General features: G+C 66.8%; 11 protein-coding genes and 1 tRNA gene. 5 read left to right on the forward strand and 7 right to left on the reverse strand.

Translation table 11 applies throughout. The annotated features are described in order from the left end of the window. Window positions 1–1,467 (reverse strand): GTPase family protein, encoded by a 1,467-nt coding sequence (locus ACQU6B_RS09625; RefSeq protein WP_430867336.1) that lies wholly within the window; start codon window positions 1,465–1,467, stop codon window positions 1–3. Continuing rightward, a complete protein-coding gene (locus ACQU6B_RS09630) occupies window positions 1,464–3,071 on the reverse strand; it encodes a GTPase (protein WP_430867337.1) in 1,608 nt (535 codons plus the stop codon). Before ACQU6B_RS09630 ends, ACQU6B_RS09625 begins: the two co-directional genes overlap by 4 nt. A gap of 161 nt (window positions 3,072–3,232) precedes the next feature. Between ACQU6B_RS09630 and ACQU6B_RS09635 the strand changes: the two genes are divergently transcribed. After that, window positions 3,233–3,305, forward strand: a tRNA-Arg gene (locus ACQU6B_RS09635). A gap of 159 nt (window positions 3,306–3,464) precedes the next feature. Here the strand turns inward: ACQU6B_RS09635 and ACQU6B_RS09640 are convergent. Together ACQU6B_RS09640 and ACQU6B_RS09645 are read right to left on the reverse strand one after the other, a co-directional pair. Next, window positions 3,465–6,086: a LamG-like jellyroll fold domain-containing protein gene (locus ACQU6B_RS09640; RefSeq protein WP_430867338.1), complete on the reverse strand. Its 2,622-nt coding sequence runs from the start codon at window positions 6,084–6,086 to the stop codon at window positions 3,465–3,467. Window positions 6,087–6,121: 35 nt separating this feature from the next. Continuing rightward, window positions 6,122–7,552, reverse strand: coding sequence for a hypothetical protein (locus ACQU6B_RS09645; RefSeq protein WP_430867339.1), 1,431 nt, complete (start codon window positions 7,550–7,552; stop codon window positions 6,122–6,124). Window positions 7,553–7,918: 366 nt separating this feature from the next. Between ACQU6B_RS09645 and ACQU6B_RS09650 the strand changes: the two genes are divergently transcribed. The 4 genes from ACQU6B_RS09650 to ACQU6B_RS09665 all read left to right on the forward strand — a co-directional run bounded on the left by ACQU6B_RS09650 (window position 7,919) and on the right by ACQU6B_RS09665 (window position 12,614). Next, a complete protein-coding gene (locus ACQU6B_RS09650) occupies window positions 7,919–8,992 on the forward strand; it encodes an NADH:flavin oxidoreductase/NADH oxidase (protein ID WP_430867340.1) in 1,074 nt (357 codons plus the stop codon). Between the two features lie 209 nt (window positions 8,993–9,201). Next, window positions 9,202–9,681: a hypothetical protein gene (locus ACQU6B_RS09655; protein ID WP_430867341.1), complete on the forward strand. Its 480-nt coding sequence runs from the start codon at window positions 9,202–9,204 to the stop codon at window positions 9,679–9,681. Window positions 9,682–9,765: 84 nt separating this feature from the next. After that, window positions 9,766–10,296 carry a hypothetical protein gene (locus tag ACQU6B_RS09660; protein WP_430867342.1) on the forward strand — a complete coding sequence of 177 codons (531 nt, stop codon included), beginning with the start codon at window positions 9,766–9,768 and terminating at the stop codon, window positions 10,294–10,296. A 170-nt stretch (window positions 10,297–10,466) separates the two neighbouring features. Beyond that, the gene (locus ACQU6B_RS09665; protein WP_430867343.1) at window positions 10,467–12,614 is read left to right on the forward strand and encodes an acyltransferase family protein; all 2,148 of its coding nucleotides are present in this window, start codon (window positions 10,467–10,469) and stop codon (window positions 12,612–12,614) included. An 18-nt stretch (window positions 12,615–12,632) separates the two neighbouring features. Here the strand turns inward: ACQU6B_RS09665 and ACQU6B_RS09670 are convergent, their stop codons facing one another. The 3 genes from ACQU6B_RS09670 to ACQU6B_RS09680 are packed head-to-tail and all read right to left on the reverse strand — an operon-like array spanning window position 12,633 to window position 14,655. Further along, entirely contained in the window at window positions 12,633–13,403 is a 771-nt protein-coding gene (locus tag ACQU6B_RS09670) for an ABC transporter permease (RefSeq protein WP_430867344.1), read from the reverse strand. Next, window positions 13,400–14,290, reverse strand: a complete 891-nt coding sequence (locus ACQU6B_RS09675; RefSeq protein ID WP_430867345.1) for an ABC transporter ATP-binding protein — start codon at window positions 14,288–14,290, stop codon at window positions 13,400–13,402. Before ACQU6B_RS09675 ends, ACQU6B_RS09670 begins: the two co-directional genes overlap by 4 nt. Beyond that, on the reverse strand, window positions 14,287–14,655 hold the full coding sequence (locus tag ACQU6B_RS09680; RefSeq protein ID WP_430867346.1) for a GntR family transcriptional regulator: 369 nt from the start codon (window positions 14,653–14,655) through the stop codon (window positions 14,287–14,289). Before ACQU6B_RS09680 ends, ACQU6B_RS09675 begins: the two co-directional genes overlap by 4 nt. Window positions 14,656–14,758: the final 103 nt, after the last annotated feature.

The raw sequence follows: 14,758 nt of genomic DNA on the forward strand, positions 1-14,758 counted from the left end.
CTACTCGAGCTCGGTCAGCTCGTCCAGCACGCGGTAGGCCTGGTGAATCATCTCGGTTGGCTCGATCACCAGCGGCGTCACGGCCCTGCGGACGGCCTCGCGCCCAACGGCCAGCACGGACTTGGATGCGGCGGCTCCAGACGTGGCGCGAGAGAGCCATCCGCGTAGACCGCCGGCGTAGGCGACCTCCGGCCACTGCACGGCGTTGAGGGTTTCGTTGATCTCGTCCGTCAGCTTGAGCGAGCCGACGACGGCCTCGCCCACCACGACTCGCCAGGACACGGGAAGCCCGGCTGTGGCCTCATCAACCCAATCCAGTCGCTCGCGCTCGACGGCGGCGAGAGGCACTGGACGCATCGGCGGGACGTTCTTGGCACGACCGGCGGCGACGGACGCTGACGCCTCGGCGCGAGCGTCGACTCCCGCGGCCCGGGCCAACGCCCCTACGAATTCCTCGATGTCTGGCACACGCGGGTCGGCGTCGCGCGCGAGCGCGCCAGCCAGTCCACGGCCGGCGGACACCAGGTCCGCCCTCACCGCCTCCGCGGCTACGGTTCGTTGCGCCGCAGCGCCGGCGAGTTCTGCACGCAGCACGTCCATCCCCTGACCGGTCTTGGCGCTGACGGGAATCACCGGCACCTGGGTGAGCCCGTCTTCCTCGAGCAGCCCCTGCAGATCCTTGGCGACCGCCCAGGCGTCCGCGGTGGACAGTCGGTCGACCTGGTTCAACACCACCAGCGACGGCCGCCCGTGATCGCTCGCGGCGCGCAGGTACGCCTCGTGCAGCGCGTTATCCGCGTACTTTTGCGGGTCGACCACCCACAGCAGCAGGTCAGCCATCGGCACGATGCGGTCCACCACCGCTCGGTTGGCGGCCTCGACCGAGTCGTGGTCGGGCAGGTCCAACAGGATCAGGCCGCCCAGCGGCCCGTTCTGCGCGGCGTTACCCGAACCACCGTGAGTGGCATACGTCCGCGTGTACCCGGTCGCGCCGCGTTGCCCCGCGTCGTCGTGGTCACCCAAGCCGGCCTCGGCATCGTCCGCCGATGCGTCCTGCGAGTCTTCGACGGGAACGGGCGGGGCCACGAAGGTCTCGACCGCCAGGCGACGGTTGGGGGCGACCTCCAGCCAGTCCAACAGCGGATCGGCGGGAGGGCCGAACACCACCGCACTGGCGTGCGAAGTCGTGGGTCGCGCGACGCCGGGAATCGCAAAATCCTCGCCCGCGAGCGCGTTGAAAAGTGTCGACTTACCCGACCCGGTGCCGCCCGCGAGCGCGACCACCGTGTGGTCGATGCCCAGCTCTAGTCGCTCGTCGCAGCGCTGGATGGTCGCATTGACACGGGTGCGCACGTCGACGGGGATGGCCTCCTTCGCCCACTCCATCGAGGACCGCAGCAGGTCCACGCGGTCACGCATCGCCGAGGTCTCGTCGCGTGGCGGGAGGTGTTGGAAGGTGGGGCTCACAGCAGGCCTCGCAGCTCGGCCCGGCGCAACCGCACCCGCGCCGACGCATCGGGCATCAGCGACGCGACGTCAGTCGGCTTCATCATGTCCAGCGCCTCGCGATTAATCGCGTAACGGCGGGCGGCGGCGAGCGCCTCGCGTGCCCGTTCGAGCGGCTCCGCCATGGAGGGGGCCACCAGTAGGGACAGCGCCGTGCGCGCGGCTTCTACGCCCAGCGCGGCCGATGCCATGGTGGTCTTCAGCCCCGGCTCGCCGACCACGGAGATGCCGCCCTTGGCGCCCGGCAGTTCCTTCACAATCTCGTCGCACGTCGCCAACCAGGAGCGCGCCGCGTCCGCTGCGGCCCTCTCCCGGGCGGCCCGGGCGTCCCGAGGGTCGCGCTGAGCCGCGAGCCACTGGCCCGCGTTGTTGACGTCGCCCTCTTCGACCTGGTCGCCGGTCAAAGTAGCAACCATGGCGTCCGAAGCCGATGCGGCGGAGAACGTCAGCGACGCCTCAACAGCCTCGATGATGTCGCGTTCGATCTCGTGCAGCGCGGTCTCTCGCGCCTCCCGCGCGGTGCGGCGCTTGGTCCACATCGAGTTGCGTAGGCGGAACAGCGCGCCGCCCTCGGCGGTGGCCTGCTCCCAGCGCGAGCTCACCGCGCCGGTCGGGATCTGCAGGTACCAGTCGGTGCCGCCATCGGCCTCGGCCTGAGCCGCGCATCGGCGCACCTCGGACCGCACATCCTTCGCGGCCGCGGCCTGATCGTCCATCGCCTCCGCGAGCGCCTCGAGCCACTCCTTGACGGATTCGGTGGCGCCGTGAAGCGTGCGCTCGACGATGGTGGCGGCCGATGCGGCGGCGACAGAGTCGAGCCACCTGCCGAGTCCGCCCACGACGTCCTGCGGCACGGAGCCGCGCGCGTCGGTGTCCTCGGGGATGATGAAGAGCGGCAGCGTCTCGAGGCCCTCGCCGCGCAGTCGCTCCACCAGTTCGCGGCGCACCTGGGCGGCCACGTCCATCGTCACTCGGTTAAGCACTACGGCGATTGATGCGCCCCGGTCGGCGCCCTGCCGGATCGCATCCCACGGGACCGCGTCGCCGTAGCGAGCGGCCGTGGTGACGAACACCCATAGGTCGGCGGCCTCGAGCAGCTTCTGCGCTGCCTCGCGGTTCTCGCCGCGCACCGAGTCCAGGTCCGGGGAGTCGACGATGGCGAGTCCGCGCGGGACGGCCTCGGTCGCGATGACGTTGCCGAGCTTGGCCACGTCGCTGAGGACCGCGCCGTCGAGCGGGTGGTGGAAGACGTGCGGCACCTTGGTGGTGGGACGCAGCACCCCAGAGGCGGTGAGCTGCTCGCCGAGGAGCGCGTTGACCACCGTGGATTTGCCGGCGCCGGTAGACCCTGCGACCACCACGATGGCGGGAGAAGCCTCCTCGCGAACACGCGGAATGAGGTGGTGATCGAGCTGGTCGAGCATCTTGGTGATGATCTCGGCAGACTGCTGATCGTCACCCGTGGGCAGCGGCAATTCCACCTCGGAGACCACGCGGCGCGTGTCTACCAGGGCGTCCAGGAGCGCACCGGGGTACGCCCACGTCTTGATGGGCCGAATGCTCATGCGTACCGGATGCCTCCTCACAAAGTCGACACAAGGCTATCGCGCCTGGCTTTAAGTACAGTTCACCACTGCTGACCGCTCTTCGCACCACGCGCCGTACGCGTGTGGCCCGACGTCCCGATAATCTAGTGCGGTGGCGCGGCAATCGGCGCCACGCGCAGGCCCCCGTAGCTCAAGGGATAGAGCAACGGCCTTCTAATCCGTAGGTTGCAGGTTCGAATCCTGCCGGGGGCACTCGCGAGCTTCGCCTTGCCGGCTACCGCGACCCGACTGCGGGCCCGGTACCGATGGGCACCATCCCGTTCTACTGCCGGAACCCGCGCGTATAGACGCGACCCGGAAACGACTGTGGGCCCGGCATCAACGCTGCCGGGCCCACAGTCTGCGGTTGGTTTACTCGAGGTTCGAGCGCGAGCGCCTCACCAGAACGAGTCCCAAGCAGGCCAACGCGAATGCCACGAGTACTGCTAGCCCCACGTTCACACCCGTCGTGGCGAGCGAGCCGGAGCCATCGGCCTGGGCGGCTGCCTCATCTACCTCGGAGCCGGATCCGCTACCGTCCGCGTCTCCGTTTCCGTTTCCGCCGTCGTTATCGGAGGGCACGTCCGGGTCACCATCGCCACCCGGAACGGTCGGAGTCTCAGGCCCGCCGGGAGTCGCCGCACCCACGATGCTGAAGGCCACCGCTGCGGCCGCCCCATCGCGCGATCCCAGGCTCTGGACGAGCGCGAGCGAGTGGGCGCCGCTGTCAGCGATGGGCGCGTCGAGAGCGAGGCTCCACGTGCCGTCCTCGCCCACGGTCGCCCGCCCTAGCGTGGTGGCCGTACCCGACTCGGACGCCGTAAACAGAGCCGCTGCCGCCTGCGTAGGGCCTGCGACGTCAACGCGAACCTGTGCGCCGGGGTGACCGGTGCCGGAGAACGTTGCCACGGTGGTGCCCGCGGGAAGTTCACCCTCCGGAGCATCGGCGATTGTCAGGCTGCCGCCAGCGTCAAGGTCGACGCGGTTGTACAGGAACTCGTCCGGGGACAGCGCGTGATCGACCACGCGGGTCTCCCCCACGCAGCCGGCCCAGCCGTGGTCCATCTCCGTGTCCCACGTCGAGCTACCGATGATCCACGGCATGTAGTCCGCGGCGACCATTCCACCCACGCCCGATGCGTTGCGCAGCACCGGGACGCCGTCCACATACATGATCGCGGTGTCGGCAACCGGGTCGTTCACGATCGCGACGTGGTGCCACGCGCTCTGGATGATCTCGCCCGACCACAAGGTGTACGAGTTGCCCGTATCGGAGTCGCCCGCGCTGAACTGGTACTCGCGCAGGCTGGAAATTCCCAGCCAGGCTACTCCGGCGCCAGCGTCCGCGTTGTCCCTAATTCCGGTCCATTGACGCGCACCACCACGGGTGATGGCGGCACCCCACCGGTGGTCGCCCTCGGCCCAGTCCGCATCGAGCTGCAAGAAAGTCTCCAGCGTGTACCCGGTTGTCGAGTTCAGGTCAGCAAAGGTAGCGGGCGCGCCGTACTCCGTGCTGATGAACGCCAGGCGCTCACCAGCCGGGTCGTTGCGCGAGACATTGTCAAAACAGATCGCGCCACGGTCGGACGCGTAGTAGGCCACGTTGGAGTCAGAGACATAGACGTCGCCCAGTTCGTCGGGGTTGTCGGTGTTTTCCGGTGCGTTGCGGTACATGGGCGAGCCACCCGCGATGTCGGGCACCTCGGTGCTCTCGTCGACCACGCCGGGCGCGATCGAACCGAAGCGCCAGTGCGCCACGGTGCCGTCCACCTTGACGTAGTCCTCTGCGGAACCCGCAGCCAAACGCTCGCCCGCGCCGTCGTTACCCTCCCAGCCTTGTAAGACGATCTCCCTTGCCTTCTCGGAGAGGTCCGCCTTAGTCTCGAGGCCCGGGTCTGCGCTGAACCCAAAGCGGTCCTGAAAGTTCAGATCCAACGAGAAGGACTGCCAGCGGCCGTCACGGGTGGGCGAGTCGCTGGACGTGAGCGCCGCGGGGTCCTTGAAGGTGATCCAGGGGGACACCGTCTCCACGTCGATCTTGTTATTGGTCAGGTCAAACTCCAGCGTGGTGAGGAAGCCATTGCCGCCGTCCGCCGCCATCTGATAGTCGGTCAACACCTGGTACACCGGGTTGCCAAAGTCGTTCGTCATGGTCCGCTGGGTGGCCCCGTGGAAGTGGCCGTTGACCGTCATGATGATCTGGTCGTTCGACTTGATCACGCTGTCCCACAGTAGGTCTCCCCACCACCAGGACGCCGGCGACTCCTGATCCTGGGCGATGTTGAGGATCGCGTGCGAGGTGAGGATGGTGGGGGTGTTGGGGTACTGGTCAAGGATCCCCTGCGCCCACGTGAACGTGTCGTCCGACGCATTCCACGCAATGGCCAGCGACATCCACTGCTGTCCCTCGGCCTCGAATATGTACGCGGAGGACAGCCCGTTCTGGAACGTTCCCACGAGCGTGCTGCCGGCCTGCGCCTGCAGCTTGGACGTACCAAAGTTTGCCAGGTAGTTGCCCGAGTTCGCCTCGGAGGAGCGGGAGCCCGAGCTGGCGACGTCGTGGTTGCCGGGGACCACCGAGTATTGGAGCCCGCCGTCGGTGAGTATCTGCATGGCCTTGGCAGCCGCGGACCACTCCGCGCCCACCCCTTGCTGGTCGACGACGTCACCCACGTGCGTCACGAATGGAATGTTAAGCGCGTCCTGGTTGTCCACCAGCCACTGGTTCTGGACCTCGAACGGGTTGGTGCCGTACTTGGGGTAGAACTGCGACGCGCTGTAGCGCGAGTAGAACTGCGTGTCGGGTATCACCGGGAGCGTGAAGCTCGAGATGCCGTCGGGCTCTGCCGCGACCTTGAGCTCTTTAGCGGGTGCCGCGAACAGCGAATTGCCGTCCACGCCGGCCAGTGCGGGTGCCACGACCGCTGCACTCATGGCCGCCGTAGCGACGAGCCCCGCAGTCGCCCGGGTGATTCGGTTAGTGAAGAAAGACATGGTTGTTCCTGTTCGTTTCAGGTCAGTCGCGAAGGTTAGTTGGCAGCCTGGGGGCCGTAGATCTCCAGTTCGGAGAGGCCCATCCAGGTGTTGGTGGTCTTGTAGCTCACGAAGACGCGTAGCGCCGTCGCCAGTACGGCCTCACTTGCCACGAACTCGAAGTCGAGCGCCGTCTCCTCATTCGCGACCGGCCACCCAGCCTCGGTCGGGACGTCGCGCCAGCCGCCGGTGATGTCGCGGTACTGCACCGTGACGGCACCGATGTTGCGGTTCTGGTTGGTATTCGCGAGCGCGAACACTCCGGCCCCCGTCACCACCTGCGGCTCGTCGAAGAACACGTTGACGCGGCTCGGGTTGTCGCGATTGGTGGCGCCTCCGGAGCGTTGATTGTTGAAGCCAGCGTTGCTGCGGTTGCCATCGAACAACAGCCCCGTGATCGCTCCCACGGGGACCGTGTAGTGATAGCCGATGCCGTTGCCCAGCAGGTTGACCGTGGTCGCCGGCACCACCGTGATGGTGAGCTTGGCCACAAAACCGTGCGAGGGGTCGGAAACTACGTCAATAGTTCCGAGCGTCAAAAGGTCCGCAGCGTCAACGGAGGCCCAGTCCCACGTCACCGGCGTAAGGACCGTCGCGTCCGACCCGGAGGCAGGAAGCTCTACCGTCAGCGGCGCGCTCATCTGCACTCGCTTGAGGGTAGAGCCCTGAGGCACGCTCATGGCCACCGGCTGCGCCGTCAGGTCGTCGGCCACCCTAGCCTTAGCGGACGATGCGGCGGCCGCTGACGTCTGTACGCCGGGCTCCGAGGAAGCCACAGGCTCCGCGGACGGCACGGCTGGCGCCGCCTTGTCATCGCCATCGACGCCGGTGGCGTTCGTGTCATCGGCAGAGGGGACGAGCCTGACGGTGGTCACCGACGCCGCATTGGCCGTGAAGGTCAGCCCCTCCACTCCGGAAGTCAGGCCGGTGTCGCGCATCGAACCAGGCCCCGTCGACGTGGCAGCAGTCGCCTTGGCCGACTCGAAGCCGGCCAAGGCGGAGGTGTCGATGGTGACGGCGCGCGGGTCCACGGCGGTATTGGCTACCACCACGGTCGCACTGTCGCCCGCGACTGCCACTGTGGCGAGGGCGGAGATTCCGTCGCTGCCACCAGGCACCGGCACCACCAAGTCATCGTCCGTGAACGCCTCGGCCAAGTGAAGCCGTACCGCCGCGGCTAGCTCGTCGTCGCTGCCAGCCTCGTCACCGTCACCAGCCTCTTCGCCTGCGCCTGCGATGCTCTTGTCGTAATCGACTGGCCAGTCCTCAGCCCCGGCCTCCCAGCCGCTGACGACCGCATCGGCGCTAGTGAGCGAGAGAGTTACCGCGGCCGGCGAGGAAGCGGCAGAAGCCACGCTCCATCCCGCCAGGGTCAATGCGACGGTCACCGCGCTAGCGGATCGCAACGCGCGAGTCGAGAAAGCCATCTGATTTTCCTTCCAAAGGTGACCCAACGGGCGCCCGCCGTGACGCCGCGCCAAAGTGGCGCGAACATGGGGGGGTGAGGGCGTCCGTCGGTGGACAACGGCGACCGTACGTGAGCGCGCGGCGACGCGCCAAACGCCCAAGTGAACACAAAATTAACGACTCTGGCCCGCCAAAACAGTGGTATGAACCAGGGCATTTATCACACTCTTGGTGAACAAACGGTAAATTCGTTACCTTTTGGCAAACGAAAATTCATCGCCGCGGCGAGCCATCACGATGCGGAATAACAGAGACGTCCCATCCGTTGCCCTGAGCATCGGCCGCACGCATTTGGACCAACGCGCCGCAACCCAAGAAAGCTACCCATGCCCTCCGCACTCTTTTCCCCCTTCACCCTGCGCTCGCAGACGTTCCGCAACCGCCTGTGGGTCGCCCCCATGTGCCAATACGCGGTGGAAAAGTTGGACGGAGTCCCCACGGACTGGCACCTGGTGCACCTGGGTTCGCAGGCGCGCGGCGGCGCGGGACTCGTGTTCTGCGAGGCGACCGCCGTAGTCCCCGAGGGCCGGATCTCCGCCTGGGACACCGGCATCTGGAACGACGAGCAGCGCGACGCGTGGGCCGGGATCGTGGAGTTCATCAAGGGCCAGGGCGCCAAGGCCGGCATCCAGCTGGCCCACGCCGGCCGCAAGGCCTCGACCTATCGCGCCGCGTCGGGCACCATGCCCGAGTCGGAGGGCGGCTGGCAGTCGGTCGCCCCATCGGCGCTCGCTTTCCAGGGGTATGACACCCCGCGCGAACTTACCAAGGACGAGATCGGCGAGATCGTCGCCTCGTTCGGCACCGCCGCACAGCGATCGCTCGATGCAGGCTTTGAGGTCCTCGAGATTCACGCCGCCCACGGCTACCTCCTCCACGAGTTCCTGTCGCCCCTTTCAAATAAGCGCACAGACGAGTACGGCGGCTCGCTCGAGAACCGCGCCCGGCTAGTACTCGAGGTCACCCGCGAGGTGCGCCGCGTGGCAGGCGAGGACGTACCGCTGTTCGTGCGGTTCTCGGCAACCGACTGGGTAGAGGGAGGCTGGACGGTCTCGGAGACCGCCACCGTCGCCGCGTGGGCCAAGGACGCGGGCGCGGATCTCGCCGATATCTCCAGCGGGGGCTTGACGGCCGATGCGAAGATCGCCGCCGGCCCCGGGTACCAGGTTTCCTTTGCCAAGCAGGTACGCGACGCGGGGGTGGCGGTGAGCGCCGTCGGCCTGATCACGGACGCAGCACAGGCAGAGGAGATCGTGGCGAGTGGTCAGGCCGATGCGGTCATGGCCGGCAGGGAGTTCCTGCGCGACCCCCACTTCGCTCTGCGCGCCGCTCACGAGCTGGGGGTCGACGTTCAGTGGCCCACGCCCTACCTCCGTGGCCGCTGGCCCGCACCGCGTTAGCAAGACGCGCCGCCTGCATGCCTTGTCCTACTCCCGCAGGGGTGCCTATCCAGTGCCACCCAGATGGGGGGCAGTAAACCGACCCCAACATGACGTTTGCGTAAAGTGTCCGGTTTCAAGTGGTGCCCGCAGGCCCAGCGTGTCAAGGTGATGGGAGACGCCCAACTCGCTACCACGAGGGTGTGCGGGGCAGCGGCGCTGGGGGCAACATGCGCACTACAACCATCCACGGGCTCGCGGCAACCACGGTTGCCGCCTTTGCGGCCGTTGCGCTTCTCGCCGGGTGCAGCAATCCCATCGAAAAGCTTGGAAACAACCTCGCGGAGGCCGGGACCGAGAAACTCGCCGAGGAACTCACCGGCGGTGACGTTCAAATCGACCTCGACGGATCAGGCGCGGACCTTCCCGCAGACTGGCCCTCGGACGTGGTGCTCCCCGACGGCCAGATCCTGCTCGCGGTCTCCCAGGACGACGGGCAGATGGCCCAGATCAAGGTGAGCGGCACAGACGCGTTCGACGAGATGGCGTCGAACCTTGAGAACGCCGGCTTCGAGGAGGGCGAGTCCCTCGACAACGAGGTCATGAAGATTCGCATTTTTCAGCGCGACGACATGGGGGCCACCGTCGGGTTGATCGACCTGGACGGCGAGTTCGTACTGCAAGTCACCGTTGCCGCCACCGACAGCTAAGCGGCGTCCGCTCAGATTCACCAGTGTGCGCCAAGGCAAATACCGATGCTCGAACTCAGCGGACCAATGAAAATGGAGAGCACGATGACAGCCAAGAACGCCATCACAGGAATCGCGGTCGCCGGCCTTGCCGTCACGATGCTCGCCGGTTGCGGCGGGAGCGACGACAGCGCCGACGACACCACCGCCTCGAGTGTCGCGACCGAGTCAACGAGCGACTCCGCAGACGCTACGGAACCCGCCACGGAGGCGGGCGACAGCGACGTGGACGACAACATCGCGGCCGCCGAGGTGCTGGGCGGGGGCAGCCTCCCCGACGAGTGGCCAGCGGATCTACCCATCCCCGACGGAAGGGTCCTCATCGCCAGTTGGCAGGAACTCGGCGGCACCTCGCTGGGCCAGGCTACGTTCTACGTGACCGACGAGGCCGCCCAGCAGGCCTACCTCGATCAGCTTTCCGCTGCGGGATTCGAGGTCACCAAGAGCGACGAATCCCTGCAGTCGGAGGGCGGGGTTCTGTACGACGCGAGCTCCGGAGATTGGCTGATGACAGTCGCGCTTCAAGAGATCGACGGGGAGCCCGTGGTCATGCTAGTGAACGTCTTTCCGGCGTAGAACCAAGGCCCTATCGCGAGTTTCTGCCCCGATTTGACCTATCCTCCGCGCGGGCGGCGACGAGGCGTAGCGTGCGATCACCGCGTCGCATGCACCCAAGAGCTTTAGGGCCGATAATGGAGCGACCAGTCGCCCCGAAGTCGGGCGACGCAACTCCCTGAGGACCCTAGATGCCGCGGCCAGTCACGTCAGCCGGTCGCTACCGACCAGGTCTTGACGGGATACGCGCGCTCGCTGTAGCCGGGGTCCTCGCCTACCACTTTGATGCGCCCTGGCTGCCAGGCGGGTTGCTGGGCGTCGGCATGTTCTTCACCCTAAGTGGGTTCCTCATCACCTCGATTCTGATGACCACATGGCAGCGCCGGGGAGACCTCAACCTCAGGGATTTCTGGCTACGCCGCGCCCGCAGGCTCATGCCGGCGCTCGTGCTGGTGGTGGCCGCCGTCATCGTCGCGACGCTCGTCGTCGCCCCGTCGCAACTGGGAGACAGGCTGCGTGACTCGTTTGGCGCCGCGTTCTACGTGACCAACTGGGTGGACATCTTTGGCGGCAACTCCTACTTCGACCAGTTCGCCGGCCCCCGACCGTTTGATCACCTCTGGTCCCTCGCGGTGGAGGAGCAGTTCTACCTCATCTGGCCGCTGATCCTGCTCGCCCTCCTGCACCTGCGACGCGGCCAATACTTTCGAGTTGCCATCCTCACGAGCGGACTAGCCGCGGCATCGTTCGTGCTGATGTGGTGGCTCACTCAACCCGGATTCGACCAGACCCGCATCTACGAGGGGACCGACACCAGGGCGGGAGGGGTGCTCGCCGGCGCGGCGCTTGCGATCTTCCTGCACTCGGCGCGGATCGAATCCGAGCAGCGAGGTGAGCCCGCGTGGGACGAGCGCCCGGCGCCGTGGTGGCTCGACGCGCTCGGCGTCGCGGGCCTGATCACGGTCGCCTACCTAGCGGTCGCGACCAATCAGTACGACAACAGCCTCTACACGTACGGCATCCTGACCCTGACGCTCGCCACCCTGGCCGTGATCGTAGCCGCGGCGCATCCCCGCTCGCGAGTCGCCCGTTGGCTTTCCTTTGGGGTCTTGCGCTGGGTGGGCGAACGGTCGTACGGGATCTACCTCTGGCATATGCCCATCATCGCGCTCATGCCCGTCGCGTTCCTTGGCGACCAGCCTTGGTTGCGCGGGGGCTTCGCGCTCGTTCTCACTCTGGCCATCTCGGCGGCGAGCTGGACGCTGGTCGAGGATCCCATTCGCGTGCACGGACTGCGGGCATCGCTGCGGCGAACGCGTCGCGTCGCGGTCCCTGCCGGTACCACCGGCGCCTCGGACGCGGACCGGGGCGACGGCGCCGGAGCTGTCCCCTCGGCGTCCCGACCGCGCGTGACGGCTGCCGTGGGCAGCGTGCTCGTGGTGATCATGGGAGCCACCCTCGTCTCGTGCAGCGCGGTCGTGTCCTCCTCGTCCGAGGCGCAGCGGGCCTCACTCCCGCCGGCGGCGGCGTCAGAGTCCGCAACGCCCGGGGCCGGAGAAGCCTCGAACGTGCCTCCGTCCTTGTCCGGCGAACCGACCCCGTCCGCAGAGCCGCCCACCTCCATTCCCGAGGAAACCATTGCGCCGGTCGTGGCCGATGCGAGGGCCTCCGCCAAGTCGGCCCCGCAGGCGGGAATCACCCAGACGGTGGGTCCGGTAACCTCCTGCAACTCCGTGGTGCATGTGGGCGACTCGACCTCGCTCGGCCTGGTGAGCGAAGAGGTACTGCCAACCGCCGCTGACCGCGTCAAGGCGCAGTACCAGCGCGTGGGGGTGACCGACGTCGCGACGGACATCAAGGGCGCGCGCTCCATTGTGGAGCGATTCGAGGGCGAGCCAAACGCACAGGAGGCCGTCGAGGCCAAGATCGCCGACGGCTACGAGGGCTGCTGGGTGATCGCGATGGGCACCAACGAGGTGGCGAATCAGGCCGTCGGCGGCTCCTACCCGCTGGACGAGCGCATCGACCTGATCATGAGCGAGGTGCGCGACGCCCCCGTCCTGTGGCCCACCGTCAAGACGACGCGCACCAAGGGCCCCTGGAAGGACGACGGGATGACGGAGATGTCGACCGCCCTCGCCGCCGCGTGTGAGCGCTACCCGAACCTGCGAATCTACGACTGGCGTTCCGAGGTCAAGGACTCCTGGTACCTGGACGACGGCATCCACTTCACCAGTGACGGCTATCGCGAGCGCGGGCATCGGCTCGCCAATGCCCTCGCCAATGCGTTCCCCGCGGGCGGCCCGCCTGCGGCCTCGTGCTTTGTGAGTTCCGACTAGCTACCCAGCGCCAGCGCCCTACGCCCGCGGCGTCGCGCGGCGCAGGAACAGGTATCCGACCACCCCGCAGAGGATCGTGACGGGCAGGGTCCAGGCCACTACCTGAAGAACCGAGTGGCCGACCATGTAGGTGTATACCGCGCCCCACGAGCCGGTGGCCGTGAGCAGCCACAGCCCGCCCACTACGAGAACGGCCAATCCAAAGAAGAACACGTACATCCCGTATGCCTTCCACCTGACCCAGACGGTAGCGATCGCGGCCCCCAGGAAGAAGAACAGCAGCAGCACCATCACGTAGATCAAGAACAGCGTGCCCAGTGACTCGCTTGCCAGTCCCCCCGGCGCGAAGAATGCGGAGCCGATGCCCCATCCATCGGTGGCGCGCTCTATGCCGGCCAGGGCGGTGACACCCGCCGCGTAAATGACGGACAGCATCGCGAAGTAGACCACGCTGCCCAGATAGAAGTCTCGCCGCGTCGAGGAGAATCCGAGCGCGAACCGAAAGCTCAGGTTCATTGCCTGTACCGCGACCACCATCATGAAGACGGCTAGCCAGCTAATCCCCCCGGTGTACTGGAACGCATCAGCATCGAGGTTCTGAACACCACCGGCGGCGCGGACCACCATGAGCTGGATGGCCATGGTGAGGCCGAAGATGGCCACGGTGATGAGCCACGGGAGGATCAATGTGGAGAACGGGTTGGCCACGTGCAGCCTCACCACGTTGCGGACTCGGCGATGCGCTGCGGGCACCACCGTCGTGTCAACGACACTCGATGTAGTGGTCATGCCACGTTCCTTTCCGATTCGTCGGTGCCGCCGGTGCGGCGCACTATGAGCTCCTGCAACGAGACGGCGCTCAGTTCGAGCCCGGCCGATGCCGCGGCCCCGCGATCCGCGTCGCTAAGGCCGGCGACGGTAACCGAAGCAAGCCCGCCAAGGCGGGACCTATCCAGCACCTCGCGTCCCGCGACGAAGGCCTCAACGTCCGCCGTCTTGCCGGCAAGCGTGGTCGCCGACGCGCGCAACTCGTCCGCGTCAGCGTCGATCACGAGCTTGCCCTCGTCGATCACGAGGACACGCTGCAGGAGGTCGGAGGCCTCGTCGATCAGGTGAGTCGACAACACCACCGTGCGCGGATGCACGGAATAGTCCGTGAGCAGATGATCGTAGAACCGATGACGGGCCACGGCGTCCAGTCCCGCGTACGGCTCGTCGAAGTACGTCAGCTCGGCACGCGACGCCAGTCCCACGATGACGCCGATCGCGCTGCGCTGCCCTCTCGAGAGCTTCTTCATAGGCCGATCAAGCGGTGCCTTGAAGTCCGCGACCAACTTGTCCGCGAAAGCCTGGTCCCAGTTGGGGAAGAACCACGGCGCGGACTTGAGGACATGCTTGCCCTTGAAGCTGTCTGGGTACGCCTGCGACTCCTTGATGAAGCACACGCGGCCGAGCACGCTGGCGTTCTCCACTGGTGACTCTCCGAACACCCGCACGGCCCCGCTGGTCGCGAAGTCTTGACCCGTGAGCAGCTGCATGACGGTGGTCTTACCCGCGCCATTGCGCCCCAGCAGGCCGTGTATCCCGCCCGCCTCGAGCGCGAAGCTGACGTCGTCAACCGCGCTGACCTTGCCGAATCGTTTGGTGAGGCTCTCGACCTCGACGATGAGTGTCATCGCATCTCCTTTGTTGTCATGTCCTGCAGTTCCTTTGCGGTGAGGCCCAACGCCTTCGCCTGTCGCGCGAGGGGCGCGACGTAAAGGCGTTGAAAATCGGCGCGCCGCTGGGCGAGCAGAATCTCCCGCGCCCCCTCCGCGACGAACATGCCGATGCCTCTGCGCTTGTAGAGCAATCCCTCATCCACCAGGAGGTTCACTCCCTTGAGTGCCGTGGCCGGATTGATGCGATGGAACGTGGCCAGCTCGTTGATCGAGGGAACCTGCGACTCGGCTGGCATGCTGCCGTCGAGGATCTGCCCCTCGAGGCTCTCGGCTATCTGCTGAAATAGCGGCCGTCCGTCGTCCACAGTTGCCCCGTTCATTGGTTAGTTACTCAACCAACTAACCACACAAGTTGTGCATCGTCAACCGCTAACGTCCGCGCCGCCGCCCGCCACCGCAAACGGCGCGTCGGTGAGGTTCGTT

Origin of the sequence: Demequina aurantiaca, from assembly GCF_050598105.1 — a bacterium.
GTDB lineage: Bacteria > Actinomycetota > Actinomycetes > Actinomycetales > Demequinaceae > Demequina > Demequina aurantiaca_A.